Raw genomic sequence first — 25,997 nt, 5'->3', positions numbered from 1 at the left:
AGCGAGCGAAGCGAGGGGTGTGGTTCACCGCCCGCCCTCCAGAAAGCGTCCGGTTGCAGCGCAGATCAACGGTTTCAAACCACTATCTAGCTATCGGGCGCTGTTTGTTTAGGATCACTTTCTTAGTTGATCTTCGTTACAGCCGGCGACTCCGGGAGGATTAGCAAGAGCCGTAACGAAGAACGGCTTTTGCGAGTGAAGCGTAGCGAGAAGGAGCACATCTTTGCTTTGACAGGTGAAACACCTAGCGAGCGTAGCGAGAAGTGTGGTTCACCACCCGCCCATAGAACACGCGTCCAGCTGCAACAGAGATCAACAGGTCCAAACCACTGTCCGACCTATCGATGCAATTTTTATCATCAATGGTAGCATGATCAAATTTTATTTAAAATCTAAAATAAACACACACCCTTTTCACATAGAAGTAAAAAGTGTGTGTGTTTTGACGTAGATTTGAAATTTCTTACATATTACCAGATTTCTTTCGACAGCTTAATAATATGTTCCATTTTCCCCCACTGCTCTTCTTCTGATAGACTGTTTCCTTCTTCGGTACTTGCAAATCCACATTGCGGTGATATTAATAAACGTTCCAATGGGAAATGCTCCGAAGCTGCTTTCACTTTTTCTTTCATCGCATTTGCATCTTCTAATTCTGGAGTTTTCGAAGTCACGACCCCTAATACTACTTGTGTACCCTCATTTTTGATGTTCGCTAATGGTTCAAAACCGCCTGAACGTTCATCATCATATTCCAATAAGTACACATCATAACCAAGCTCATCGAAATACTTAGAAACAGTTTCATAACCACTTGTATATAAATAAGCAGACTTATAGTTTCCCTTACACATATGTGTCGCCACAATCATATCTTCTGGTTTATTCTTTAATGACTCCTTAATCACCCTAACGAATAAATCTGTTGTGTCTGTTAATTTTAATCCTGTGAAATTCTCCATAATGTTTGCTAGTTTTGGGTCATCTAATGCGGATAAGATACACTCATCAAACTGTAAATATCTACAACCGGCATCGTAGAAAGCCTGGATCGCATCTTGGTATACTTTAATTATGTCAGCTGCTAAATCTTCGATAGTTGGATAGATTTCTTTTTCCTTTTCTGTAAGGACTCGTTGGAAAAACATGGTTGGTGCGGGAATCGTATACTTTGCAAATTGCGATCCATCCCCATACTCTTCAACTAAGTCAGCTAGAAATTTTAAATCATTTACCATTTCATGATTTCCAAATGAAATTTCACCTGTTACTTTAAAGGATTCCGCCCTAGTTGTTTGTCCGACAAAATCATAACCTTTTTCAACCGCTTCAAATGAAACGCCTTCTAAGCCCCAGAAAAAGTCATGCATAAACCAAGAACGTCTAAACTCACCGTCTGTAATGGCCTTTATTCCTAAATCAATTTGTTTCTTTACTAATTTTTCAATTTCTACATCTTCAACTTGCCGCAGTTCCTGTGCCGTCAATTCATCATGTATGTAGGATTTTCTCGCATCTTTAATGGCATCTGTTCTTAAAAAACTTCCAACATGATCATGTTTACCGATTTGTATCATTATTCATTGTCCCCCTAATAAAATAAACTTTTTCTATAGTAGTATTTCATCCACTTAGATTTTACACTTACAAATCTACTCGACATTTGCAAGTCAGGTAGAGAACGACACCATCAATGTAGCATTATCTGCATTAACTTGCAAGATTAATCCAACCATTCTGAATATAATCAAGTGTTCGTATGTAGTACCTCTTTTAATTTGAGTAAGGATTCTGTCGTTTGGGGTTTAATGGATAATATAAAGTACATAAAATAATAAAACTAAGGTGGAGTTATGGTGTAAGAATTACTACGTCTCAATCCGGGCCATTGTGTAACATAGTTTATTCACACATCTCCAATATCAAAATTTCAAATCACATAAAAGTCCTCCTCAACGCATGTTGAGGAGGACTTTTAAGAATGGTCATAGAATTTCACGATTGCTTTAAAAAATCTACTTCTACTTCATTTTTCCGCGGTTCACGCTTAAAGAGATAGCCACCATTTCTCACAGACATCAGCACTTCTGCTCGCTCACGAATAGCCTCATACGGATCCTGTGCATCCAACACGATAAAGTTGGCAGGCTTCCCTACTTCAATACCATACGCATCATTTACTCTCATAATGTTTGCACCGTAATACGTGATCAAATCCAATGCCTTATTGATCTCGTCAATATGTGTGTAATGCGCTAAGTGAATCCCATTGTCTAAAATATTCATCATATTCCCATTGCCTAACGGATACCAGTAATCCGCTATGGAATCTTGCGCAAACGCCACATTGTTTCCGTTATTCAATAGCTCTTTGACTCGAGTTAAGCCACGACGTTTAGGATAGCTATCGCCGCGTCCTTGTAAATGGGCGTTTTCAGTTGGACAAGAAATAAAATTAATTTGTGATTCTTTAAAAAGACCTAACATTTTATTGGCATAGCTATTATCGACTGAACCGAAGCTACATGTATGACTAGCCGTTGTATACTTACCGTAGTCTTTTTCCATAACGAGCGCGTTTAACACTTCCAAGAACCGGCTATTTGGGTCATCGTTTTCATCACAGTGAATATCAATCATCACATTATGCTTGATGGCCATGTCGACAATACGTCGCAATGACTCCACGCCATGCTCATACGAAATTTCAAAGTGAGGAATCCCCCTACTACGTCCGCACCCATTTCAAGCGCTTCTTGCATTAAACGCTCTGCCCCTTCATATCTAAAAAATCCTTCTTGAGGAAAAGCTACGAGTTGTAATGTAACGAGGTCTTTCAATTCTTCGCGCAGTGTAACTAATGCTTTCATTCCCGTTAAATTTGGATCTGTAATGTCTACATGTGTACGAATGAATTGAACTCCTTTACTCACTTCTTTTTGAATTCCTTTTATCGCACGTTCACGCACCATTTCTTCAGTCAATGATTTCTTATTATCACTCCAACGCTGAATGCCTTCAAATAATGTTCCGGATACATTTGCATTTCCTTCGCCTAGTCCCGAAAAGATATAATCCAAATGTAAATGAGGGTCCACATAAGGTGGCAATACTAAACGTCCTTGCAGATCAATTACTTCATCTGCGTTATCTAGATCATTACCTATTGCGGTAAACTGACCATCTTTCACTAAAAACTCATGGGAATCTGGGTCACCGTATATATTCGCATTTATATATTTCTTCATAAAATACATTGCTCCTTTATCCGTTGGTATAGTCATGAGTATAGCAGTTACGAAACAAGAAAAATAATTCTTGCTCTCAACAGCATGTGATCAGCTTATTCTTGTCTATTTTTAAAATAAAATCCAAACTTTTTGCAGAAGCTGTCCGTCAAAAGAGTAAGACGTGATCGCGACATGTTTAAAATTGAAGAAGGTGAACCTTTTGTCATGACAAAAAATAAAAAAATGGAGCAGGTGGAGCAATTTTTAATTGAAAACCAAAATGCTCATTATCGGCTCGCCTATAGCTATGTGAAAAACAAAGAAAATGCGTTGGATATTGTGCAAGATTCGATTTTCAAAGCGTTAAAATATATTCATCGCCTCGAGGAAATTAAGTACTTAAAGACATGGTTTTATCGAATACTCGTGAATACATCCATCGATTTCATTCGTAAACATCAACGGATGATGGTGATGGATGACGAAGTTCTAGATGGCTATTTACCAAAAGCTGAAGATGAACCAACTGATATAGATTTATTAGATGCGCTAGAGACTCTTTCTCCAGACGAAAAGTCGTTGATTATTTTACGCTTCTTTGAAGACTTGAAGATTGACGAAGTAGCAGCCATTTTAGATGAAAACAGTAATACCGTGAAAACCAGGCTTTACCGAACTTTAAAAAAACTGCGGATAGAAATTGAAAAGGGGGATTTGGAATGAAACGGATGAACAAAATGAAGAAAGAATATGACGATATTGAAATTCCTCCCGAATTAGATAATTTAGTGAAAGATTCAATTCAAAGAGCTAAACTTTCAAAAAAGAAGCCTTCTCCACTGAGAAATTGGTCACTCAGTGTAGCTGCGGCGGCGGCTTTATTCGTTGGTGGTATTAATGCTAGTCCAACTTTCGCCAATTCGCTAGTGAACATCCCGGTTCTTGGTTCGATCGTGCAAGTTTTCACGATAGAAACCTTAACAATGGAAAAGGAAACGTATCAAGCAAACATGGAAACGCCGGCCATCGATGGTTTAGAAAACGAAGGATTACAAATTGCCCTAAATGAAAAGTATATCGAAGAAAACAGAGCGCTCTTTACGAAATTTGAGGAAGAGATCGCCAGACTGGAAGAGGCGGGTAGCGGACATTTAGGCATGGATTCAGGTTATGAAGTAAAAACGGATACAGAACAAATCCTATCCATTGCGCGTTATGAAACGACTACGGCTGGATCCTCTTCCACTGAAATGCAATACGATACGATTGATAAACGACATAATATCCTTCTTACATTACCAAGTCTCTTTAAAGACGATTCCTATGTCGGGATCATCAATACGTATATTAAACAAGAGATGAAGCGACAAATGGAAGAATATGAGAACACTGCGTATTTAGCTATTGAAGGAGCGGACGTTGAATTCAGTTCAATCGAAGCAAATCAAGACTTCTATATTACTGCGGATCATACACTCGTCATTTCTTTCGATCAGTACGAAGTAGCACCAGGTTATATGGGAGTCGTCACATTTGAAATCCCTTCACATATTTTACAGGATGCCCTAGTTGGGGACGCGTATATTCAGTAAGTTATTTAACAGCAGCAGATGATGGATTTCGTCTGCTGTTCTTCCTATAAGCAAAGGAATTTATATACATACATAAGATAGTCAATTGAACACATAATGATAGGAGATGTAAATTTCATGAATACGTTGCATCAACAAGTCGGAAAGAAAAGAAGAAAGCTGAAGAAAAGATATTTTCTGCTTCTGATTTTTCTTCTCGTTCTATCGGGTACTGTTCTTTTTGTTGGGACGTCATACTCTTTCCGTGAAGTACCTAGTACACCGGATCAACCTGTAACCAAACCAGCACCAACCGAAACACCACCATCAAATGATCAGCCAGAACCTATTACACCGCCAGAAGAATCTAGTCCTGAACCTGAAATATTCCCTACAATAGAATCCGATGAAACAGAAACACCTACCGAAGAAGAAACAGAGATATCTTCTGAAGGACCAACGCAAACGCCAGCTGAAGAAAACACGGAGCCGCCTGTAGAAGAGGAAAAAACAGAAAAAGTAGTGTATTTAACATTTGATGACGGTCCAAGCAAATGGACTGAGCAATTTTTAGATGTTTTGGATGCACATGGTGCCAAAGCTACATTCTTCATGCAAGGCAGTAACTTGAAGAAAGAACATCTTCAGGAAAGCGTAAAACGTGCAACACAAGAAGGTCATTATATAGGCGGCCACAGTATGACTCACAATTATCAAGCACTTTATACGAATCAACAGTTTGTACCCGAAATGATTGAAACACTAGATCTAATTCATAAAATTACAGGAACTACTCCTAGTCTAGTTCGCCCTCCTTATGGATCAGCGCCTGGATTGAACGGCGGACAAATACGAAAACAACTAGCTGAGGCACATATTAAAATTTGGGATTGGACGATCGATTCGCATGATTGGGAACTTCCCGGCAATCCCTCTCAAATAATACAAAACATCAAACAAGACACTACTTCTGATAAAGAAATTGTATTGATGCACGAAAAATCACAAACTTTAGAAGCACTTCCTGGAGTTTTGAACTTTTTCAAAGACCAAGGATACGTTTTCGGAGTGTACAATGACGCGTCTCACTTTGTCATGAACTTCCAAAACGATGCTGCGCTTTAACACCACGATGTATTAGAATCTACTAATAGATGATAGTGTGTGGAGGCTATTCACTACGTACCGTTAGCCTCCCCTTTCGTTTACACCTTTTCCATTTGAAATGATGCAAACTTTTTACGTAGTAGAGATCTTGTACAAACGTATGGGTTGACATCATAAAGTGAATATTATATGATTACCTTGAATTCGAGATAAAAGGAGAGCGTCATGGACAATCAAAATAAAGAAGTTTATGAAGAAGATTTGTCTCTAAAGGCATTCATTGTTTTAACTCGAGCATTGCAATCCATTAAGGTGCGTGTGGAAGAAGATATAAAACGCTCCGGATTAAATCCAACAGAGTTTGCCGTTTTAGAATTAGTCTATAGTAAGGGTGATCAACCGATACAAAAAATCGGTGAGCAAGTATTGATTGCTAGTAGTAGTATCACCTACGTTGTAGATAAACTAGAAAAGAAAAACTTAATCAAAAGAAAGCCTTGTCCAAAAGATCGACGTGTCACACATGCGTCCATTACAACGGATGGGATGGAGCTGATGAACGAAATCTTCCCTCCTCACAAAAAGGCGATCAAAGAAATATTTAGTGGACTAGATATACAAGAAAAAGAACAACTAATTACACAGTTAAAAAAGTTAGGTTTACATGCACAAAATATGTAATGGTAAATCTAGTTTTTTTCACAACTAACATCTCGAATTAATAATATATCAACTAAACATAATTTAAAAAGGGGTTTTATAACATGACAAACGAATTACTAGGTATTCATCACGTTACCGCAATGACAGATAACGCAATGAGAAACTATGACTTTTTCACAAACGTGCTAGGCATGCGATTAGTTAAGAAAACGGTAAACCAAGATGACATCCACACGTATCATACATTTTTCGCGGATGATGTCGGTTCGCCAGGGACTGACATGACGTTCTTCGACTTCCCGAACAACCCGAAAGGAACACCGGGAACGAACTCGATTTCTAGAACGGGACTACGAGTACCTAATGACGCAGCACTTGAATTTTATCTAGAGCGTTTCAAAGAGTTTGGTATAGATAACGACGGTATTCAAGAGCTATTCGGCAAAAAAGTACTACCTTTCCAAGAAGTAGACGGACAGAAATATCAACTGTTCTCTGATGAGAATAATGAAGGCGTAGCACCCGGCAAGCCTTGGAAAAATGGACCCGTACCTGAAGAGCACGCGATTTATGGTTTAGGGCCAATTGAAATCACAGTTAGCTACTTTGAAGATTTCAAGAAAATGCTGACGGAAGTATACGGTATGAAACCAATTCTTGAAGAAGAAAATGTCACGCTGTTTGATGTAGGTGAAGGCGGCAACGGCGGACAGGTCATTTTACGAAATGATGATACAACACCAAGTCGTCAAGGATATGGACAAGTTCACCACGTATCGTTCAGAGTGAAAGACCATGAAGCGATTAAAAACTGGGAAGCTAAATATGACGAAATGGGTATGCAACATTCCGGTCATGTAGACCGCTTTTACTTTGAAGCGCTTTACACACGCGTCGGTCATATTCTGATCGAGCTATCAACAGATGGACCAGGCTTCATGACAGATGAACTATATGAAACATTAGGTGAAAACCTATCCCTTCCACCGTTCCTTGAGCCTAAGCGTGAATATATTGAATCACAGATTCGCCCATTCGATACAACACGTTCATAACAGTTTTAAAAGGAGTTTTGTAAATGGAAGCAATTAAAAAGATCCACCATATTACAGCGATTGTAGGAGATCCTAATGAAAACTTGAAGTTTTACAGGGATGTTTTGGGACTCCGTCTCATAAAGCAAACGGTAAACTTTGAAGATCCAAGCGTCTATCACTTGTACTTCGGAGATCATAATGTTGCTCCTGGTACGGTCATTACATTCTTCCCTTGGACAAATACTAATCAAGGTAGAAAAGGTAGCGGTCAGGTCGGACGAATTGCTTTTAGAATACCTAAAGGCAGCATGGACTATTGGAAAGAGCATTTAACTGCTCAACATATCTCCATTGAAATGACACAGCTTTTCGGTAAAGACACACTCGAGTTCGATGATATTCATGGACTCGAGCTCGCAATGGTCGAAGGTGAAATTGCTGCAGATCATTATGATATTGTTGATTTCCACGGCGCGGTTTTATTGTCCGGAAATCCTGAAGGCACAAAAGATCTTCTAACCGGCCTCATGGGATTACATGAGCTAACTATAGATGATCAGAATCAACACTTTGAAACAGTTGGCAAGGAAAAACACCATATTATTACGACCATTCCTCCGCAACCTGCTGGAAGATTCGGCATCGGAACTGTCCACCACATCGCGTGGTCGGTGCCGCATAAGGATGCATTGAAAGAATGGCAGTCCGTACTACAAGATGAAGAATTCGGGGTCACTGTAGTAAAGGACAGAAATTACTTCAACTCCATCTATACCAAGGAAAAAGGAAAGATCGTATTCGAGTTCGCAACAGACGGTCCTGGATTTGATATTGATGAAGACATGAAATCGCTAGGCACGATGCTGAAATTACCGGAGCAATACGAACATAAAAGGCAAGAATACGAAACTCTGCTTCCGAAATTGGAAATATAGTATAGGAAAAAATACTATAAGCAGACTTGCCAGTAATGATTAGCGGGAAATAGGCAAGTCATTTACAGTAGAACGGCTTGATATCTATTGAGAGGAGTTGTAGAACAGTGAAATATATTTACAATGAAAAGAAAAAAGGCGCACCGGTATTTGTATTGCTCCACGGCACAGGCGGTACAGAAACGGACTTAGTATCTCTTGCCGAACTACTCAATCCCGAATACAACGTTTTAGGCATCAGAGGCAATGTACAGGAAAATGGCATGAATAGATTCTTTAAACGCCACGGTGAAGGGCAGTACGACTGGGAAGATCTTGAGTTCCGCGGCAATGAACTGTATGAGTTCATTGAAGAAAAAGCAAAAGAGTATGATTTCAAAATGGAAGATATCGTGCTAGTCGGGTTCTCAAACGGTTCGAATATTGCGATTCAAATGATGCTCAAGCAACCAGAAACATTCAAAAAAGCAGCCTTATTCGCACCACTGTATCCTGCAGATATAGAAAAAAAACAAGATTTCAGCGATGTGAAAATATTCCTTTCACTAGGCGAAGGCGATCCAATTGTACCTGAATCCGAAAGCAAGCGCGTGATCAGTCTCTTTAAAGAAAGAGGTGCAGATATGACAACTGCTTGGGTTCATGGTCATAGCTTGACGCAGGAAGTCGCGCAGAAAGCGAAAAACTGGTTGAAGTAAATACTATCTAAATGTTTGGTTTTTGCTGGTTTGTTAAATGGAGTTAATGGATTTTAAAATAAAAACACACATTATTGGAGGAGATTTATATGACAAAAGCAAAATGGAACGTTGACACTGCACACAGCACAGTAGAATTTTCCGTAAGACATATGATGATTTCAAACGTAAAAGGAACATTTAACGAATTCCAAGGAAACATCGAAGCGGATCCAGAAGATTTAACAGGAGCGTCTATCGATTTCACAATTGATGCGAACAGTATTGATACACGTAAACCCGATCGAGACAACCATCTACGTTCAGCTGACTTTTTCGATGTAGAAAATTACCCGAAATTATCATTCAAAGCAACAAAAATTGAGAAGACTTCTAAAGATACGTACGACTTAACTGGCGACTTCACGATTAGAGATACAACAAAGCCTGTCACGTTCAATGTAAAGTATGAAGGTATGGCTAAAGATCCGATGAGTGGAGACGAAGCTGCTGGATTTACAGGTAAAACAACGATTAACCGTAAAGAATTCGGTTTAACATGGAACGCTGCACTAGAAACTGGCGGCGTGGTCGTAAGTGATGAAGTAAAGATCAATATCGAAATTCAATTACGTAAATAAGCTAATCATGCGACGAATGCCCCTACTAGTAGATTTTATCTTCTACTAGTAGGGGCTTTTTTGTACAAAACAAATCCTACCTCAAACTATAGAGCGAACTTTCTCCATCACAATATGCGGTATACCATCTTCCATGAATATATCAGACGTAGTCTCGTATCCAAGTTTACGATAAAACTCCTCTGCATGCGTTTGTCCATGCAACTTCAACCGCTCAATCCCCTTGTCATTTGCGATTTCTTCCAAGCCTAGAACAATTACCTTTCCAACGCCAAGACTTCGATGAGTGGCTAGCACACAAATGCGTTCTAACTTCCCGATCCCATCTACAACTCTTAATCTGCCTGATGCGAGCGCTTGTCCTTCATGTTCTACTAAAATATGTTCACATACTTCATTCAGCACATCAAATTCATCAAACTCATCCTCTTCTGGAACCTGTTGTTCTTGGACAAATACCGCTTTTCGTATGTCAAAAGACTTTTGAAGGTCTTCTTGTGTACGGATTCTCTTCGTTTTCATCAAACGTCCACTCCTTTTTCTACTTTTATTCCGGAAACAAGAAACTTCCACAGATGATCTCTCAGTCTGTGGAAGTTTCTTGTTCTATCTCACATTTCAAAAATACATAGCCATCTTTTTCGATAGTCTCGCTCATCTTCACAGGGATACGTTCCTTGAAAATCGGCCCATCCACGACGACCGTATGGAATTCTCCTGACTCCCCACAGCTATCGATGCCGAGCGCTTCAAGTTCATCCAATAAGTCAATCGTGAAACGTCTGCCGAGAAATTCAGCAGGCATCATTTTAGTATTGACGACGACTACATAGGCTTCAAAGTCTTCCGCAATGAATTCCTCGAGTAGCTTACGTCTCGGTTCTTCCCAAAGTGGATGATACGCTTCCATACCCACTTTGGCACACATGGACTGTACCCACAACAAATGATCTTCTAAGTCAATATCTCCAAATACGGCTTTGTGAATACCATGTGCTTTAGACACGCGCATAGCGTCTATGAATTGCACTTCATAGCCTGCCCAGTCTGCTTTTCGAATCATCAGCGGGATATCCATCTGCTTCGCCTGCGCTTGAACAATCTCCAGTGGCAATGCGTGAGATTTAGAATGTGGCTGTTCTTTCTCGAACATCGTCCACAGCATAGCCGGCGTATTTCCTTCTTGGATTGCACGATACGTTGCAAGTGCCGAATCCTTGCCGCCACTCCATGATGTGACGAACTTCACGCCCGTCATTGTCCGTCCGCCCATGAGATGCGTGCATCCACTGTACGCGCCATACGAATCATATATGAACGGAATCCTAGCTTAGGCCAGAAATACGACGCCAAATGATTCGCCGTCAACCAATCCGTCATGACATATTTATAGCCCGCGTTTTTCATTTGAGTGAAACTGTGGTTCGCAATCGACTTACCGATCCCTTGGCCACGCATCTCGATATTCGTCGTCGCCTGAACCAGCACTGCCGACTCATCCGGTGTTGTCATCGCATGACGCGCGTCCGCCGGTGTGAATAGATGAAACGCTACAGGCGCACCGTCTTGTTCTGCAACCCAGCTACGCGTGCCTTCCTTGCCTTCATACGCTGCAAATACATCGCGCTCCGCATCTAACGCCTCTTGTGTAATCGGTTTCCACGCTGGCGCTTTCGCTTGATGCAAACTATTCCACGGCGCCATCTTATGCAATACTTTTTGCTCGTTCCCCACTAGTTCCTTCATCTTCACGAGACTATTCTCTCCAGGCTGTGCACGATAATGTTCAAGCGACAACGCCGCAAAGCGCTGTTCGAAATGAAACGACTGCTCCAGCATTTCAAGAATTAATTCATCGTTACCAACCGGTATATCCATGATATGTTCGAAGTAGCCATTACGAACCCACTCCGCACCAGCTTCTGTGTACATCAACCGTGCTAGTCTTGGATGCTCGTCCTCATGAATGACAAATGATGGATATCCTACATACACCGTACGTCCATGTGAAACGTCTTGACGGTATTCGTATAGTAGATAGCCAATGACTTCTTCATCCCGCAACGTCACGAGCCCTCCCGTATAAGGTTTCTCCAATTCTTCACGTAAACGTTCTTCCGCTTGCTCGACATGTTCAAAACGTTCCTGCAAAAACGGAAAACGTTGTCGTTCATCTGCATGCCTTGCTGCTAATAATAAGGCCATCTTCGGTATATACTGCTCTTCGAACTGTACAAAATGAATCATCAGAATCCCCTCCTGCCTAATTTAACTAAATTATACCATACCCTTTTACCTTTCCAATGAAACGAATGACCTATGTGTTTGGTTGGGTGTTCCGGTATTTAGGTGGTCAAATATTCGGCTATGAGCGGTTGCATGCGTGTATAGAGCGCATAGGTCGGAACTATGAGCGGATTCAGCTTGCTATAGAGCAGTTACAGCCATTCTATGAGCGCTTAAACTGTCCGATAGAGCGCTTACCCACAATCTATGATCAAACGCAAAAAAAACTGCAGATCCACTCCCGTTAAAGAGTAAATCTGCAGCCTATATTATCGATTATGCAGGCATTGGAGTATCCGTCGGTTTCGCGTAATCAGGTGTTCGGGTGTTCAAATATCCGGCTATGAGCGGTTACATGCGTGTATAGAGCGCTTAGGTCAAAACTATGAGCGAATTCAGCTTGCTATAGAGCAGTTACAGCCATTCTATGAGCGCTTAAACTGTCCGATAGAGCGCTTACCCACAATCTATGATCAAACGCAAAAAAACTGCAGATCCACTCCCGTTAAAGAGTAAATCTGCAGCCTATATTATCGATTATGCAGGCATTGGAGTATCCGTCGGTTTCGCGTAATTTCCATTACCATACTCTGTATCAATTGCGTCACGGATTTCTTTCATCGACTTGCCGTCTTGCTTCATTTGTACGGATTTCACTGCGATCTCCAGACAAACTAGGCAACGTGTGCCGTGATCATCCCAGACGACCGAGCCGTCTTCGCGCACTTCATCCAAGAAACAATTCATATTACTCTTGTGTCCGGCACTATCTCCGCAACCACAATAGCAAGGCATGTATTCTAAAATGTCCGTTGCATTGGCCGCTACTTGATAGACCATACGCATATCTTCTGGCTTATCATCTAGAAATGAAGGCAAGATATCCGCTGAAGCGGTCACTTCTTGCAAGTCTCCGTTTGGCAAATGTTCTGCGTGGTCATGTCCTGCTTCTGCACGCACGTCTTTCGGATCGACTTCAGCAGGCTTTTCTGTAGCGCCGTTTCCGCATGCCGCAAGCGCCAAAGTCAGCGCCGCCAGTCCTGCAAGTAACTTCTTTTTCATGTATATTCCTGACTCCTTCGTATAGACGTTATGCCTTTAGTATACAAGGTTTGCGGGAAAAACAAGCGTACAAATTCATGACAATTATGAGTTGCCCGTCATCTTGCTTGGGTCTACATATTCGTCAAATTGCGCTTCTGTCAATAAACCAGTAGATAGTGCCGCTTCTTTCAGCGTAGTACCTTCTGTATGAGCTTTCTTCGCAATTTTCGCCGCATTTTCATAGCCAATATGTGGATTCAATGCTGTAACTAGCATCAAGGAATTCTTTACTTTATTATCGATTTCTTCACGGTTCGGTTCAATTCCAACTGCACAGTTATCGTTGAAGCTGATCATACCGTCAGCCAATAATTTCGCTGATTGTAGGAAGTTATAGATAATAACTGGTTTGAAGACGTTCAATTCAAAGTTACCCTGACTTGCGGAGAAGCCGATCGTCGCGTCGTTACCCATAACTTGAGCCACAACCATCGTCAACGCTTCACTTTGTGTTGGATTCACTTTACCTGGCATGATCGAGCTGCCTGGTTCGTTTTCAGGAATCGTAATTTCGCCAATACCTGAACGTGGACCACTTGCTAACCAACGTACGTCGTTTGCTATTTTCATCAAGTCTGCTGCCAATGCTTTTAGCGCGCCGTGTGTGTAGACAACTTCATCATAACTCGTCAATGCGTGGAATTTATTCTGTGCAGATGTAAAGTCGATTCCAACTGACTTCGAAATCTCTTCCGCAACTTTCTCACCGAATCCAGCTGGTGCGTTCAGTCCTGTACCGACCGCTGTACCGCCGATTGCGAGTTCCTTCATCGTCTCGACACTAGTTTCTAGCATGCTGTGCGTTTTCTCAAGCATTCTGTGCCAACCGCTGATTTCCTGACCCAACGTCAATGGCGTCGCGTCTTGTAAGTGCGTACGGCCAATTTTAATAATGTCTGTGAAGTCTTCAGATTTTTTCTGAAGTGTTGCTGCTAATTTATCAATTGCCGGCAATACTTCGCGCTCTACCGCAATTACACCCGCCACGTGAAGTGCTGTCGGGAACGTATCATTCGAACTCTGTGATTTGTTGACATCGTCATTCGGGTGCAGGCGTTCTTCCTCGCCCCACTCTTCAAGCAACTGGTTTCCACGGTTAGCGAGTACTTCGTTCATGTTCATGTTCGATTGCGTACCGCTTCCTGTTTGCCAAACGACTAACGGGAAGTGCTCGTCCCATTTGCCTTCAATGACTTCTTCTGCTGCTGCTTTGATAGCTTTCATTTTGACTTCGGATAGATTGCCGAATGAATGACTTGCGATTGCTGCTGATTTTTTCAAATGGGCAAAGGCTTGGATTACACCAAGCGGAATGCGTTCCCCGCCGATTTTAAAGTTGTGCTTACTGCGCTGCGTCTGCGCTCCCCATAACTTATCTGCTGGTACTTGTATTTCTCCGAACGTGTCATGCTCAATACGATATTCCATCTTTACATCCACCTCTCAAAGTAATAATCAGACTCTCTATCTCTATCATGCCCTATTTTCGCGCAAATTTGAATTAAAAAGGATTGGAGGTGAATTACTTGGTGAGTACGAGGAGATCGAAGCTCCAGTTGGCTCACCGCGAGCCCTCTAGGAAAGCGTCCCCTCCGAAGCGCCAATCCCCCTACCCCATCACACTGCCAGCCTTATCCACTCAAACTCCTTGCATCCGAAACGCTTTCTGAACCACTGCAAAATAAATCACTAACGCCGCGGTACTGCATGTCAATACGATAATACTAAGCGGCCACGCCGAGCTGTCTCCCGCTAGTCCTACTAGTGGCGAAACAATTGCACCGCCGATGAAAGGCACCAGTCCAATAAACGCCGACGCGCTTCCTGCTGACTTCCCTTGACTCTGCATCGCTAGCGAAAATGCCGCAGGCGACACCAAACCAACACTCGACACCATAAAGAATAACGCCGTCGCAATTACAGCAAGCGGCCATTCATTCCAGACGGTCAACAAAAGTACAATACTCGCTGTGAATGAAAGCAACACACCTGCGCGCAGGAACTTCAACTCGTGAATTCTACCCGAAAGCCGCCCCGTCACTTGTGCCGCTGTAATGATTCCGATACCATTCATTGCGAAAAACAGAGAAAACTGTTGCGCAGTGATACCATAAATATTCTGTAAAACGAACGGAGACCCCGCAATGTACGCGAATAGGCTTGACATGATCAAACCTTGCGTTAACGCGATGCTTAAGAACCACTTATCCCTCAGTAGACCACTAAATGTCTTGATGACTGCCAGCATTCCACTCTCCGAACGTGCTTCAACCGGCAACGTGTCCGGCAAGAAAAACGCTGTGGATAAAAACATCAACAAACCGATGACTCCCAGTAACAAGAACACCGTTGGCCACGAAGCATAATTCAGCACAACACCGCCTATTATCGGAGAAAGTATCGGTGCTGATCCACTGACGATCGACAACATCGCCATGAATTTTGTTAATTCACTTCCTACATATAAATCACGTGCGCAAGCTCTCGCAATTACAATTCCAGCAGCGCCTGTTAAACCTTGAACGAAACGCAATGCAACGAAAATCCAGATATTCGGACTAAACGCACATAGAACGGAAGCGATTGCGTACACGCTAAGCGTAATGACGAGCGGTTTCCGTCTGCCATAAATATCACTTAACGGTCCAAAAATGAGCTGTCCTACGCCTAAGCCCAGCAGACAAGCCGTCAGACTTAATTGAACAAGTGAAGTCGAAGCATTTAAATCCTCCGCCACAATAGGCAATCCTGGCAAATACATATCCATCGACAGCGGACCGAATGCCGACAACGAACCGAGCAATATAACGAGCCAAACAGTTGGCATAGGAATCTTTTTTTGTAATGAAGTTTTCATATGTACATAACCCACTTCTTCTATAGAATTCATTTAGTATAACAAAAGTAGTTGTATTTGGTTACTTTTATACTATATAGACAATAAAGCTCCGCCTACCGCACCGGCTAGCACGACAATCCATGGAGGCATCTTCCAAAAAGTCAGCATACTGAATAAAACGGCCGCCAATGCAAAGTCTTCGGCCCGCAAAATCGAGCTCGTCCAGATTGGATTATATAACGCCGAAAGAAGTATTCCAATGACTGCAGCATTGACACCCATGACCGCACCTTTGATTTTCGGATGATTGCGCAAAACGTCCCAAAAAGGCAGTGCTCCGACGATCAATAAAAAGGCAGGCAAGAAAATCGCGACGGTTGCGAATAATCCACCTTGCCAACCGTTCATCACGGCTCCAAGATAGGCTGCAAACGTAAACAACGGTCCTGGAACCGCTTGCGTCGCACCATAACCTGCTAAAAATGATTCATTTCCAATCCATCCAGCCGGTACCAGCTCCTGTTCCAATAAAGGCAAGACAACATGTCCCCCACCAAATACGAGCGCACCCGACCGATAAAAGCTATCGAATAACGCGATCCAATAAGATCCTGTCAGTTCCCGAAGCAACGGCAACATGCCAAGCAAAGTAAAGAACAATGTTAAACAAATAACTCCCGTTTTCTTTGACACGAGGAATTTCGAGGAACTAGCATCTGACGAATCCTGAGCTTTGAACAACCATAACCCTACTAAACCCGCTACTATAATCACTCCAACTTGCGTAAAAGCCGCTTGCCATAAGAGCGTGACAACGAGTGCTAATAATGCGATCGCTTTTCGCTTAATATCTGGCGTTAAATTCTTTGCCATGCCGAGGACCGCGTGCGCGACAATCGCCACCGCCACGATCTTCAATCCATGGAGCCAGCCTGCATCACTAATATCTGAACCCGCTAGAAGCGTAGCAAATAAGATCAACGCCACGACAGATGGCATCGTGAAACCTAGAAAGGAAATAAAGCCGCCGACTACCCCTGCACGCGCCACACCGATTCCAATCCCTACCTGACTGCTTGCTGGACCTGGAAGGAATTGCGCTAATGCTACTAAATCCGCATACCCTTTTTCATCCATCCATTTACGTTTTCGCACATACTCTTCATGGAAGTAACCTAAATGCGCGGTTGGTCCACCAAATGAGGTCAATCCTAGTTTAAGAGAGACGATAAATAATTCTACTAGTCTTTTTGTGGAAGATGCTATATTATTCTTCATTTTGATCTCCTTCCGGCTTTTATAATGCTTTATTGCCGATCATCTCATGTTTAAGTTTATTTTCAATGAATTCATTAGAACTTAACGATAACTTAACAATAGTTGTGCATACTAAGGGCTAATTGAAAATCCAAACAAATTCTGCTGAAATTCTACACCGATCGCTATCTTTTTACGCGCGGTTTTTGTATGATGTAATAACTATCGATGTCAACAATAGATGGAGGAATTTAGATGTTAGGTCCACGTAAACCCGATCCTTTTTTTACAGCGTTATTGGACATCGCCAAGCATGTGCAAGAATCCATGCACTATGCGAACGAGTTTAAAGTCGATTCTGTCTCGGACTTAAAGGATGTCAGCATTCGCATGAAGGAATACGAAACAGCTGGTGACACGTTGATTCATGAATTAATCACGAAGTTGAACACATCGTTCATGACGCCGATTGAGCGCGAAGATATTTTGAGTATCGCGATTGCAATGGATGATATCCTCGATGGCATGGAGCATTTCCTTGCTAATCTCGAGATGTTTTCTCTCATTGAAATAGATGAGTACATGCAGAAGTTCATTCTCAACATTATGAAAAGTACCGATGAAATCGTTTTGGCGATGGAATTGCTGACGAAGAAAAAGCTAGTGGAAATGCGTACGCATGCTGTGCAAATCAAAGAGTATGAACGGATTTGCGACGAAGTGTTGCGGACTTCCATTAAGCAAATGTTCATTCGTGAAAAAGATCCAATTCGTATCATTCAATTGAAAGATCTGTATGAACTGCTGGAAGACACGGCAGACTTTTGTCAAGACGTGGCAAACAATATCGAAACCATTATCATGCGCAACGCATAAGGGGTCCTAACCAATGGATACGATTCTCATACTAACCATTCTCGTCGTGGTCTTTGCCTTGGCATTCGACTTCATTAATGGTTTTCACGATACAGCCAACGCGATCGCTACTTCGGTATCGACACGCGCTTTGAAACCTCGGACTGCGATTATGCTAGCGGCCACGATGAACTTTGTCGGTGCACTGACATTCACAGGTGTAGCAAAAACCATTACAAAAGATATCGTCGATCCGTTCGTATTAGAAAATGGTTCTCTCGTTATTTTGGCAGCACTCGTTTCCGCGATTATCTGGAACTTGGTCACGTGGTATTTTGGAATTCCTTCTAGCTCATCGCATGCATTGATCGGATCTATTGCCGGCTCAGCAATTGCAGCAGCCGGATTTGGTATTCTGAATTACAGCGGATTCATTAAAATCATTCAAGCACTGTTACTGTCCCCTATCATTGCACTCGTCGGCGGATTTCTTGTCATGACCATCTTACGTACGGTATTAAAGAACCGTAATTTATTTAAAGCAAACCGTCGTATTCGCTACATGCAAATCGGGACGGCTGCGATTCAATCATTCACGCACGGTACGAATGACGCGCAAAAGGCAATGGGGATTATTACGATGGCTTTGATCGCGGCAGAATTGCAGACCACCGACGATATCCAGTTATGGGTACGGATTGCAGCGGCGACTGCGATGGGAATCGGGACGTCAATCGGCGGGTATAAGATTATTAAAACCGTTGGCGGCAAGATTATGAAAATCCGGCCGATTCACGGGATTGCGTCCGATTTGAACTCCGCGGTCATTATTTTCGGTGCCACACTTCTTCATTTGCCTGTCAGCACGACGCATGTCATCTCTTCTTCTATTATGGGAGTCGGGTCAGCGCAACGCTTAAAAGGTGTGAAATGGGGAGTCGCACAAAAGATTGTTTTAACGTGGATTATCACGATGCCGATCTCCGCTTTAATGGCCGGGGTCGTCTATAAAATATTCACACTTTTCCTATAATCAAAGTGAAAAGGCAAACAGGGAATCTAGTAAGGGAATCCTTCAACTTGCTTTATCTCCCTTTTCTTGTTATGATAAAGAAGAATTATTTTTGTTCGACGCTGGTCTACGATTTTATCTCGACCGTTTTTGAGAAATTGAGCAAGGATAGTAATACAATGTGTACACGAGTGTGCACGAGGAGGAAACAAACATGGAACAAGGTAAAGTAAAATGGTTTAACGCAGAAAAAGGTTATGGCTTCATCGAACGTGAAGATGGCGACGACGTATTCGTACACTTCTCAGCTATCCAAGGTGACGGATTCAAAACTCTTGAAGAAGGTCAAGACGTGTCTTTCGAGATCGAACAAGGACAACGCGGACTTCAAGCTACTAACGTAACTAAAAACTAATTTAACTATACAAACCACTTCCTTTTAGGGAGTGGTTTTTTTGTGCGTTTCTTTCCATATTTTCGCAACATCTTCTGGTACTTCGTTGCTATGATAAACATAGAAATGAATTTACATGATTTCACACATCGTTTGAGGAGGAATGGCCTTGCAGAGATTCGGGAAGTTTGTGACCCAATCGTATAAATGGATTTTCATGTTTTGGATTTTGCTATTTGGGGTGATGACGTATTTCGCCATCCAATTGCCCGGCCTACTTGCAGGAGACGGCTTCCGTGTAGATGGCGAGCATGAACACGTCATGAAAATCGTCTCGGAAGACTTCGGATTGCCTGCCGAGTCATTATTTTTAGTATTTGACGGAAAGTCCGATGCAGAAATCGATGCATCACTTGATCAGCTAGAAAAGCTCGGTGTCATGTCCGATATCGTATCTCCTCTTGTGGAAAAAGAACAGTATACGAAAGATTTATCCTATGCCTTGTTGCAATTTGATACGGCACCTGACGATATGCCGCAAGTCGTCGAGGATATACGCGACGAAATCGGGGGTCAAGCTGGCGTAACACTCACTGGTGGAGGGGCATTTGAACACGATGTCAATCAAGCGAGCCAACGAGACTTGATGACAGCGGAAGCGATCGGTTTACCGATTGCGATCGTCGTGTTGTTGTTTGCATTTGGAACAATCGTTGCCTCTTTCGTTCCATTAATTGTCGGCATTGGCACCGTCGTCTCCACTCTCGGAATTTTAGCTTTGCTTGGCAACACGGTAGATCTCTCTATTTTCGTACTGAATATCGTGCCGATGCTCGGTCTCGCTCTGTCCATAGACTTTGCGTTGTTGTTCATTAGTCGGTATCGAGAAGAACTTAGGAAACGTAGCGTCGAGGAATCGATCATCATGACGATCCGTACTGCTGGCCGTTCCATTATATTCTCTGCAGTTTGTGTGTTTATTGGACTTGGTGCGATGCTGCTCATTAAGGTGGATATTTTCATGAATATTGCACTTGGCGGCATGATTGTCGTTGGAATGGCAGTCGTTTCATCACTTACTTTATTGCCTTCCGTCTTGTTGATGCTCGGTGAACGTATTCACAAGGGCCGTTTGCTGAAAGAGCGTAACGAAGATGCAAACGGTTGGAGAAAGTTTGCGAACGGTGTTATCAAACGTCCGGTAACCATTGCGATCGTAGCATTTGTGTTACTCGCAATTGCGGTTATTCCGGTGAAGAACATGGAATTGACGATTCCGCAGATCGACTCGTTACCGAAAAACTTTGATACACGTGTAGCATTTGAACAAATGGAAGATACGTTTGGCTTAGGTGACGAGAGTACCGTGTTCCTCATTGCTGAACGGGATGGTAGCTGGAAAACGACTGAAGGTCTGGCGGATATGATTACGTTGCAAGATCAATTGACGAATGATCCGGTAGTTAAAGAAGTTTCGACCGTCTTTACGCTCAGTGGTATAGATACTGTAAAGGAATGGGAGCAAACGCTGCGTATTCCGCAAATGTACGATCAACTCAATCCCGTGCTGAAGAACTTCACGGACAGTGGCAACCGATTACTTATCCCCGTTACGTTGAGTGCTGCCGGTAGCTCGAATGAAGCACAAGACTGGATTCGTGATTGGTCAGAGAAAGATACTGGCTTCAACATCTTGCTAGGCGGTGAACCGCGTTTCAATCAGGAAATCTTCGATGAAATAGCGGATCACATCGTATACGTATTATTAATTATCATCGTTTCAACATTCTTCATCCTAATGTTCGCGTTCCGTTCATTAGTCATTCCGGTGAAAGCAATCCTAATGAATATTCTTGGGTTATCGGCAACGTTCGGTATACTCGTGTATATATTCCAGTACGGTCATTTCGGATTAAATCCTGGTACCGTAGCGCTCATCATCCCAGTCATTGTCTTCAGTCTCGTGTTCGGCTTGAGTATGGACTATGAAGTATTCTTGATCTCACGGATGCAAGAAGAGTTTGCACAGTCATTCGATAATGACAAATCTACGGTCGAAGGACTTGCGACGACAAGTAAAGTCATCACGTCTGCCGCGCTCATCATGATCGTGCTAACAGGTGCCTTCGCGTTTACAGATGTAATGCCAGTCAAGCAAATTGGAGTAGGAATCGCGGTCGCTGTTGCGATTGATGCGACAATTATCCGACTGTTGCTAGTACCTAGTTTGATGAAACTGTTTGGTAAGTGGAACTGGTGGTTGCCATTTGGCAAAGGATTATACCGTTCCAACAGCCAGAAATATAGCGCAAAATAAAAACAGCCTGTCGGGAATTCCTGACAGGCTGTTTTTATTGCCAGCCGAATGTACCGATCTCGGTATACGACTGATTGTCCATCGACTGATGATTTTTCTGTGTGGGATTATTTTTAAACGTAGCCTGAACCATCAATACGACGCCCACTACCGCTACAATCAACACCACTACAAGCCAAATCGCGACTGTCTTACCCTTCATACGATATCACCCCTGTTGCAGTTATTTCGTTTTGACGGAAAAGCCTTCTTCTTTCAAATAGCTTGCCGCCTCGCCATAATCGCCAAAGCCCTCTTCCAAGTTCGCTTCGTGATAGACGTTAAAGAAGCCGTCTTCCTCAAGAAGTGTCAACATCTGGCCATTCGAATTCTGCCATGTTTCTGCGATCGGATCTGCTTCTTGTACCTCAGTCGCCAATCCTTCAACCGCTGCGCGGATCACTGCACGGAATTCATCCGCAGAGTAATCACGTACGTTCACTAGACCGCGGTCATCCGCTTCATAGCCTTCTACGTCTGCCACATAGACAAATGCATTACCATTCGGATGCAAGTGCTGCACGACGACTGTTTTATCATACAAAGACTCTTCATAATGATAGTTCAAGCGCTTCATCGATACTTCTTTCTTCACTAACTCCGGGAACTCTTCTATAATCTGCTGTTTCTCTTCAAATGTTAACATGTTTTTCCTTCTTTCTAATGAAATTCAGTGCTCATCTTGTTCTCCATTCCGTAATCAGGACAAACAATATGACGACCGCAAATGCGACAATATAAAACCAGGAAGGTATACTGCTCAAACCACCGAACATGCCATCCACTCCTTCCAGACTTTCCATTCTTTTTTTAGTATACCCTTTTTCCTGCTACTCTGGCGGATAATTTTCAACAATTAATAGTTACCGCTGTATTGCCGAGGTACAAACAGAGTATAATGTGAAAGAGGAGTGGGTTTCTTATGATAAAACGCCTGTTTCAGTTACTCTTTCTCGCAGTACTCCTCTACGCATTCAAGCCCTTCTGGGAAGGTCCCGTATCAGAATATGTGGACTTATCGTTTCTCGACCCAGTTGACGCCAAAGTAGAAACTGTACTGAACGAGGAAGTAGTTGGATCTGCGCTCGACTATACAAAACAATCGATCACCGATTTAATTACATTCGTTTCCGACAAAGCCGTCGGAAGCAGCCCCCCGGATGAAGTTGCCCAACCTGTGCTTGATGCACCTGCAACGGGCATTATTTCCATCCACAATATTGAAATTGGCACACCAGAAGCACAAGTGAAAGAAAAGCTCGGTGATCCGCAACGGAAATCCGTCAATGAATATGGCACGGAATGGCTGACATTCCATGATAACTACCAGAATTTCGTCATGCTGTCGTATGATATTAAACGTCGAGTCAACGCCATCTACACGAACGACCGTCTCATCGCTTCATCTATCGGCATTGAATACGGTGTGCCGAAAGAAACAATACGTGAAGGACTGGGTGAACCGATTACGGAAATACGTAAAGGTACCAATATTTATAAGTTGCAGGACGATGAAGGCATGGATGTTTTTCATTCCGACGGTCTTTATATGTACGTTTTTTATGATCTGCATAAAGAAAATACCGTCACCGCGGTTCAATTGATCGCGAATTCGCTAGAGTCAGGTAAGTCTGCGCTCTACGCACCACAAAACGATGCTATGCGCCAAGGCTTCGAGATGCAATTATTTGATTTGACGAACGCGGCCAGAGTGCGCCACGGTCGCTCTATTTTAACATGGGATCAACTGGCATCTGACACTGCCCGTCTGCATAGTACTGATATGGCAGTGCAAGATTACTTCAGTCATGAAAACTTGCAAGGCGAATCCCCTTTCGATCGCATGAAAAAACAAGGCCTTAAGTTCGTTAGTGCGGGTGAAAATCTAGCATATGGTCAGTCTAGCAGTATTTTTGCACATGAAGGGCTGATGAATTCCAAAGGTCACCGGGAAAACATATTAATCCGTGACTATCAGTTCCTTGGGATCGGTGTGGATTTCAATGACAAAGAACAGCCATTTTATACGGAAAACTTCTTCGCCAAGTAAGGGGATTTCCTTTCATTACGGCAAGTTATCCAGTAAAATAGAGACAAGGGCTTTGGTCAACCCAAGACCTTCATTACAGCATTAAAGGAGAATTTCAATTGAAAAAATTTGCTGCATTTTTCCTAGCCGCGACGTTGATTTTGTCGCCGATTGGGAACATCATCTTCCAAGATGAAATTACGGCCGAAGCTCGTGGCTATAAGTCTGGTAAGAAGAGTTTCAGTACACCTAACCGTGTGCAACCGAATAAAGCAGAAAAGAAACAAGATACCAATCAAAGCAATGATAAAGCAACGGCAGGCAAAACAGCTAAGAAGCCAGGCGGTATGGGTGGCGGCTTGATGAAAGGTCTATTCGTTGGTGGACTAGCGGGTCTACTATTCGGTAGCTTGTTTGCAAATATGGGTATGCTTGGATCCATCATGGGCTTGCTGATCAACGTGTTAGCGATTGTCTTCATCATTTACATGGTTCGGAAGATTTTCGCAATCTTCAAAGAGAAAGAGCGTAAGCGCAATGAGGATATGAATCAATGGAACAACAGATAATCTACGAACAAGACGTAGTGAATGCGGTGTGTGTATTGATTGCAAAAGAGTCACGTGCAATGCCAGACGACGTGGAAGTCGAGCTTGCCTACGATGACGACACTGGGTTTTCAGCAGATGCGGAGCTTAACGGCAAGATGCATCATTTGGATACCTCTCGTCTAGTCGAGGCGCTTCGCCTTTGGATCGAGCAGTATCTCGATCAGGATCCGATGGCAGCAGGCATTCAGCTGAAGCTGGATGATGAAGAAGGGATTATCGCGGTAGTGCGATAATCAACAGAACGCCCCTTTCCGGGAGGGCGTTCTTTTTTTGTGTTCAATTGGGTGAATTGGAGAGGCTGGCGGTGGGATTTGGGGTGGTGATTGGTGCTTCGGAGGGGACGCGTGTCCTATGGGTGGGCGGTGAACCATACCCCTTCGCTCGCTGGGTTTTTCACCTGTCAAAGCAAAGATGTGCTCCTAACGCTACGCTTTTACTCGCAAAAGCCGTTCTTCGTTACGGCTCTTCCATCCCAACGTACTCTACTAAGTAACTCACTCTTCCCAAGCACTTGTACTTGCACTTGCACTTGCACTTAAACAAGTCCAAACAACAAAAAAGATGCCCCGAAACCCCGGGACATCCTACTTGCTTATCACTTCATATTCTCAGACGTAATCTCAGCACAAGCAAATGGTGTTCCTGAGTCGCCCGCTGGATCCGTTACGTTATCATCCGGACCTTCATGGATAACTAACGCAGTACCATCCTCATCAATCAAAGAATTATCCATACCTGATTCAAGAGTAACTGCATCTGTCGTTATCGTAACTTTTGCATTTCCGTCTTCATCCGCCACTAAATTCTCCAAATCACCTGCGTGGTGTCCATCGGGATTTTCCAAACCATGCTTTTTATCCGTCGGGTTAAAGTGACCGCCTGCAGACTCTTTAAAGTCTGGCGCTGTACAAACGCCCGTTTCATGGAAGTGCATGCCGTGTTCACCTGGCTCAAGGCCGGTTACGTCCACGTCCATTGCTACTCCGGACGGTCCTTGCGTCAGCGTCACCGTACCGATCTCTTCCCCATCTACATTCATGACCGGCGCCATCACTTCTGGCTCAGCCATTTCCTCTTCTTCCACGACAGGATCACCACTGCCATTCACCGGCTCCTTTTCCTCATCTGCTCCGCCACCGCAAGCTGCCATGAGTAACGCGGAGCCCAACACTACACTTGATAATTTCCACATAATTAAATTCCTCCTAATGTAAGTTTTATATCGTCCTGTTCATTGCCACTTGGATAATGAACTCATAGTGTGTAGTGTACCCACTTTTACAGCTTTCTAACATTTTATTGCGGGTGCCTATGAGCGGATAACGTGCCCGATAGAGCGACCAACCATGTGGATAGAGCGCTTGCGGGACTTGATAGAGCACTTAACCCAGTG

At 43.0% G+C, this 25,997-nt stretch carries 29 protein-coding genes; 16 read left to right on the top strand and 13 right to left on the bottom strand.

Annotation, left to right across the window (positions count from 1 at the left end):
* Window positions 1-470: 470 nt before the first annotated feature.
* The 3 genes from SporoP32a_RS11035 to SporoP32a_RS17450 form a co-directional block, all read right to left on the bottom strand.
* Window positions 471-1,577, bottom strand: a complete 1,107-nt coding sequence (locus SporoP32a_RS11035; RefSeq protein WP_085427926.1) for a 5-methyltetrahydropteroyltriglutamate--homocysteine S-methyltransferase — start codon at window positions 1,575-1,577, stop codon at window positions 471-473.
* Between the two features lie 418 nt (window positions 1,578-1,995).
* Window positions 1,996-2,688 carry an amidohydrolase family protein gene (locus tag SporoP32a_RS17455; RefSeq protein WP_335696106.1) on the bottom strand — a complete coding sequence of 231 codons (693 nt, stop codon included), beginning with the start codon at window positions 2,686-2,688 and terminating at the stop codon, window positions 1,996-1,998.
* Complete coding sequence (locus tag SporoP32a_RS17450) at window positions 2,640-3,248, bottom strand: amidohydrolase family protein (RefSeq protein WP_335696105.1); 609 nt, start codon at window positions 3,246-3,248, stop codon at window positions 2,640-2,642. The genes SporoP32a_RS17455 and SporoP32a_RS17450 overlap by 49 nt, the downstream gene beginning before the upstream one ends.
* 207 nt (window positions 3,249-3,455) lie before the next feature.
* Here SporoP32a_RS17450 and SporoP32a_RS11025 point away from each other — a divergent pair, with 207 nt between their 5' ends.
* The 8 genes from SporoP32a_RS11025 to SporoP32a_RS10990 all read left to right on the top strand — a co-directional run bounded on the left by SporoP32a_RS11025 (window position 3,456) and on the right by SporoP32a_RS10990 (window position 9,861).
* Complete coding sequence (locus tag SporoP32a_RS11025) at window positions 3,456-3,953, top strand: RNA polymerase sigma factor SigV (protein ID WP_232319516.1); 498 nt, start codon at window positions 3,456-3,458, stop codon at window positions 3,951-3,953.
* Window positions 3,950-4,822 carry an anti-sigma-V factor RsiV gene (locus SporoP32a_RS11020; protein WP_085427924.1) on the top strand — a complete coding sequence of 291 codons (873 nt, stop codon included), beginning with the start codon at window positions 3,950-3,952 and terminating at the stop codon, window positions 4,820-4,822. Before SporoP32a_RS11025 ends, SporoP32a_RS11020 begins: the two co-directional genes overlap by 4 nt.
* A gap of 420 nt (window positions 4,823-5,242) precedes the next feature.
* Window positions 5,243-5,926 (top strand): polysaccharide deacetylase family protein, encoded by a 684-nt coding sequence (locus SporoP32a_RS11015; RefSeq protein ID WP_232319641.1) that lies wholly within the window; start codon window positions 5,243-5,245, stop codon window positions 5,924-5,926.
* 207 nt (window positions 5,927-6,133) lie between these two features.
* Window positions 6,134-6,589 carry a MarR family winged helix-turn-helix transcriptional regulator gene (locus SporoP32a_RS11010; protein ID WP_085427922.1) on the top strand — a complete coding sequence of 152 codons (456 nt, stop codon included), beginning with the start codon at window positions 6,134-6,136 and terminating at the stop codon, window positions 6,587-6,589.
* An 83-nt stretch (window positions 6,590-6,672) separates the two neighbouring features.
* Window positions 6,673-7,626: a ring-cleaving dioxygenase MhqE gene (gene mhqE / locus SporoP32a_RS11005; protein WP_085427921.1), complete on the top strand. Its 954-nt coding sequence runs from the start codon at window positions 6,673-6,675 to the stop codon at window positions 7,624-7,626.
* Between the two features lie 23 nt (window positions 7,627-7,649).
* Window positions 7,650-8,543, top strand: coding sequence for a VOC family protein (locus SporoP32a_RS11000; protein ID WP_085427920.1), 894 nt, complete (start codon window positions 7,650-7,652; stop codon window positions 8,541-8,543).
* Window positions 8,544-8,650: 107 nt separating this feature from the next.
* Entirely contained in the window at window positions 8,651-9,241 is a 591-nt protein-coding gene (locus SporoP32a_RS10995; protein WP_085427919.1) for an alpha/beta hydrolase, read from the top strand.
* 89 nt (window positions 9,242-9,330) lie between these two features.
* Window positions 9,331-9,861 (top strand): YceI family protein, encoded by a 531-nt coding sequence (locus SporoP32a_RS10990; protein ID WP_085427918.1) that lies wholly within the window; start codon window positions 9,331-9,333, stop codon window positions 9,859-9,861.
* An 81-nt stretch (window positions 9,862-9,942) separates the two neighbouring features.
* On the opposite strand, the gene SporoP32a_RS10985 is transcribed toward SporoP32a_RS10990, so the two are convergent.
* From SporoP32a_RS10985 to SporoP32a_RS10975, 3 genes are all read right to left on the bottom strand, one after another.
* Window positions 9,943-10,383, bottom strand: a complete 441-nt coding sequence (locus SporoP32a_RS10985; protein WP_085427917.1) for a GNAT family N-acetyltransferase — start codon at window positions 10,381-10,383, stop codon at window positions 9,943-9,945.
* A gap of 61 nt (window positions 10,384-10,444) precedes the next feature.
* A complete protein-coding gene (locus SporoP32a_RS10980) occupies window positions 10,445-11,119 on the bottom strand; it encodes a Dph6-related ATP pyrophosphatase (RefSeq protein ID WP_085427916.1) in 675 nt (224 codons plus the stop codon).
* Complete coding sequence (locus SporoP32a_RS10975; RefSeq protein ID WP_232319515.1) at window positions 11,116-12,108, bottom strand: GNAT family N-acetyltransferase; 993 nt, start codon at window positions 12,106-12,108, stop codon at window positions 11,116-11,118. The genes SporoP32a_RS10980 and SporoP32a_RS10975 overlap by 4 nt, the downstream gene beginning before the upstream one ends.
* A 56-nt stretch (window positions 12,109-12,164) precedes the next feature.
* On the opposite strand from SporoP32a_RS10975, the gene SporoP32a_RS16840 reads away from it, so the two are divergent.
* Window positions 12,165-12,395, top strand: a complete 231-nt coding sequence (locus SporoP32a_RS16840; protein WP_157129967.1) for a hypothetical protein — start codon at window positions 12,165-12,167, stop codon at window positions 12,393-12,395.
* Between the two features lie 289 nt (window positions 12,396-12,684).
* Here the strand turns inward: SporoP32a_RS16840 and SporoP32a_RS10970 are convergent, their stop codons facing one another.
* The 4 genes from SporoP32a_RS10970 to chrA all read right to left on the bottom strand — a co-directional run bounded on the left by SporoP32a_RS10970 (window position 12,685) and on the right by chrA (window position 17,368).
* A complete protein-coding gene (locus SporoP32a_RS10970) occupies window positions 12,685-13,209 on the bottom strand; it encodes a PCYCGC motif-containing (lipo)protein (RefSeq protein WP_085427915.1) in 525 nt (174 codons plus the stop codon).
* Window positions 13,210-13,293: 84 nt separating this feature from the next.
* Window positions 13,294-14,679 (bottom strand): class II fumarate hydratase, encoded by a 1,386-nt coding sequence (gene fumC, locus SporoP32a_RS10965; RefSeq protein ID WP_085427914.1) that lies wholly within the window; start codon window positions 14,677-14,679, stop codon window positions 13,294-13,296.
* 211 nt (window positions 14,680-14,890) lie between these two features.
* On the bottom strand, window positions 14,891-16,141 hold the full coding sequence (locus tag SporoP32a_RS10960; RefSeq protein WP_085427913.1) for a multidrug effflux MFS transporter: 1,251 nt from the start codon (window positions 16,139-16,141) through the stop codon (window positions 14,891-14,893).
* Window positions 16,142-16,180: 39 nt separating this feature from the next.
* Window positions 16,181-17,368, bottom strand: coding sequence for a chromate efflux transporter (gene chrA, locus SporoP32a_RS10955; RefSeq protein WP_085427912.1), 1,188 nt, complete (start codon window positions 17,366-17,368; stop codon window positions 16,181-16,183).
* 234 nt (window positions 17,369-17,602) lie between these two features.
* On the opposite strand from chrA, the gene SporoP32a_RS10950 reads away from it, so the two are divergent.
* The 4 genes from SporoP32a_RS10950 (at window position 17,603) to SporoP32a_RS10935 (ending at window position 21,925) form a co-directional block, all read left to right on the top strand.
* The gene (locus SporoP32a_RS10950; RefSeq protein WP_085427911.1) at window positions 17,603-18,223 is read left to right on the top strand and encodes a DUF47 domain-containing protein; all 621 of its coding nucleotides are present in this window, start codon (window positions 17,603-17,605) and stop codon (window positions 18,221-18,223) included.
* A 13-nt stretch (window positions 18,224-18,236) separates the two neighbouring features.
* Window positions 18,237-19,235, top strand: coding sequence for an inorganic phosphate transporter (locus tag SporoP32a_RS10945; RefSeq protein WP_085427910.1), 999 nt, complete (start codon window positions 18,237-18,239; stop codon window positions 19,233-19,235).
* Window positions 19,236-19,428: 193 nt separating this feature from the next.
* Entirely contained in the window at window positions 19,429-19,629 is a 201-nt protein-coding gene (locus SporoP32a_RS10940) for a cold-shock protein (RefSeq protein WP_009766462.1), read from the top strand.
* 142 nt (window positions 19,630-19,771) lie between these two features.
* Entirely contained in the window at window positions 19,772-21,925 is a 2,154-nt protein-coding gene (locus SporoP32a_RS10935) for an MMPL family transporter (RefSeq protein ID WP_198166146.1), read from the top strand.
* 34 nt (window positions 21,926-21,959) lie between these two features.
* Here SporoP32a_RS10935 and SporoP32a_RS16835 read toward each other — a convergent pair whose 3' ends face one another.
* Window positions 21,960-22,127 carry a hypothetical protein gene (locus tag SporoP32a_RS16835; protein ID WP_157129966.1) on the bottom strand — a complete coding sequence of 56 codons (168 nt, stop codon included), beginning with the start codon at window positions 22,125-22,127 and terminating at the stop codon, window positions 21,960-21,962.
* A gap of 21 nt (window positions 22,128-22,148) precedes the next feature.
* Window positions 22,149-22,610, bottom strand: a complete 462-nt coding sequence (locus tag SporoP32a_RS10930; protein ID WP_085427908.1) for a hypothetical protein — start codon at window positions 22,608-22,610, stop codon at window positions 22,149-22,151.
* A 276-nt stretch (window positions 22,611-22,886) separates the two neighbouring features.
* Here SporoP32a_RS10930 and SporoP32a_RS10925 point away from each other — a divergent pair, with 276 nt between their 5' ends.
* From SporoP32a_RS10925 to SporoP32a_RS10915, 3 genes are all read left to right on the top strand, one after another.
* On the top strand, window positions 22,887-24,014 hold the full coding sequence (locus tag SporoP32a_RS10925) for a CAP domain-containing protein (protein WP_232319514.1): 1,128 nt from the start codon (window positions 22,887-22,889) through the stop codon (window positions 24,012-24,014).
* A gap of 98 nt (window positions 24,015-24,112) precedes the next feature.
* Entirely contained in the window at window positions 24,113-24,562 is a 450-nt protein-coding gene (locus SporoP32a_RS10920; protein ID WP_085427907.1) for a hypothetical protein, read from the top strand.
* On the top strand, window positions 24,547-24,837 hold the full coding sequence (locus SporoP32a_RS10915; RefSeq protein ID WP_085427906.1) for a DUF2653 family protein: 291 nt from the start codon (window positions 24,547-24,549) through the stop codon (window positions 24,835-24,837). Before SporoP32a_RS10920 ends, SporoP32a_RS10915 begins: the two co-directional genes overlap by 16 nt.
* Before the next feature lie 362 nt (window positions 24,838-25,199).
* Here the strand turns inward: SporoP32a_RS10915 and SporoP32a_RS10910 are convergent, their stop codons facing one another.
* Window positions 25,200-25,796: a superoxide dismutase family protein gene (locus SporoP32a_RS10910; RefSeq protein WP_085427905.1), complete on the bottom strand. Its 597-nt coding sequence runs from the start codon at window positions 25,794-25,796 to the stop codon at window positions 25,200-25,202.
* Between the last annotated feature and the right edge of the window lie 201 nt (window positions 25,797-25,997).

Origin of the sequence: Sporosarcina ureae (assembly GCF_002109325.1) — a bacterium.
Lineage (GTDB): Bacteria > Bacillota > Bacilli > Bacillales_A > Planococcaceae > Sporosarcina > Sporosarcina ureae_C.
This window is presented reverse-complemented; position numbering and strand designations above follow the sequence as displayed.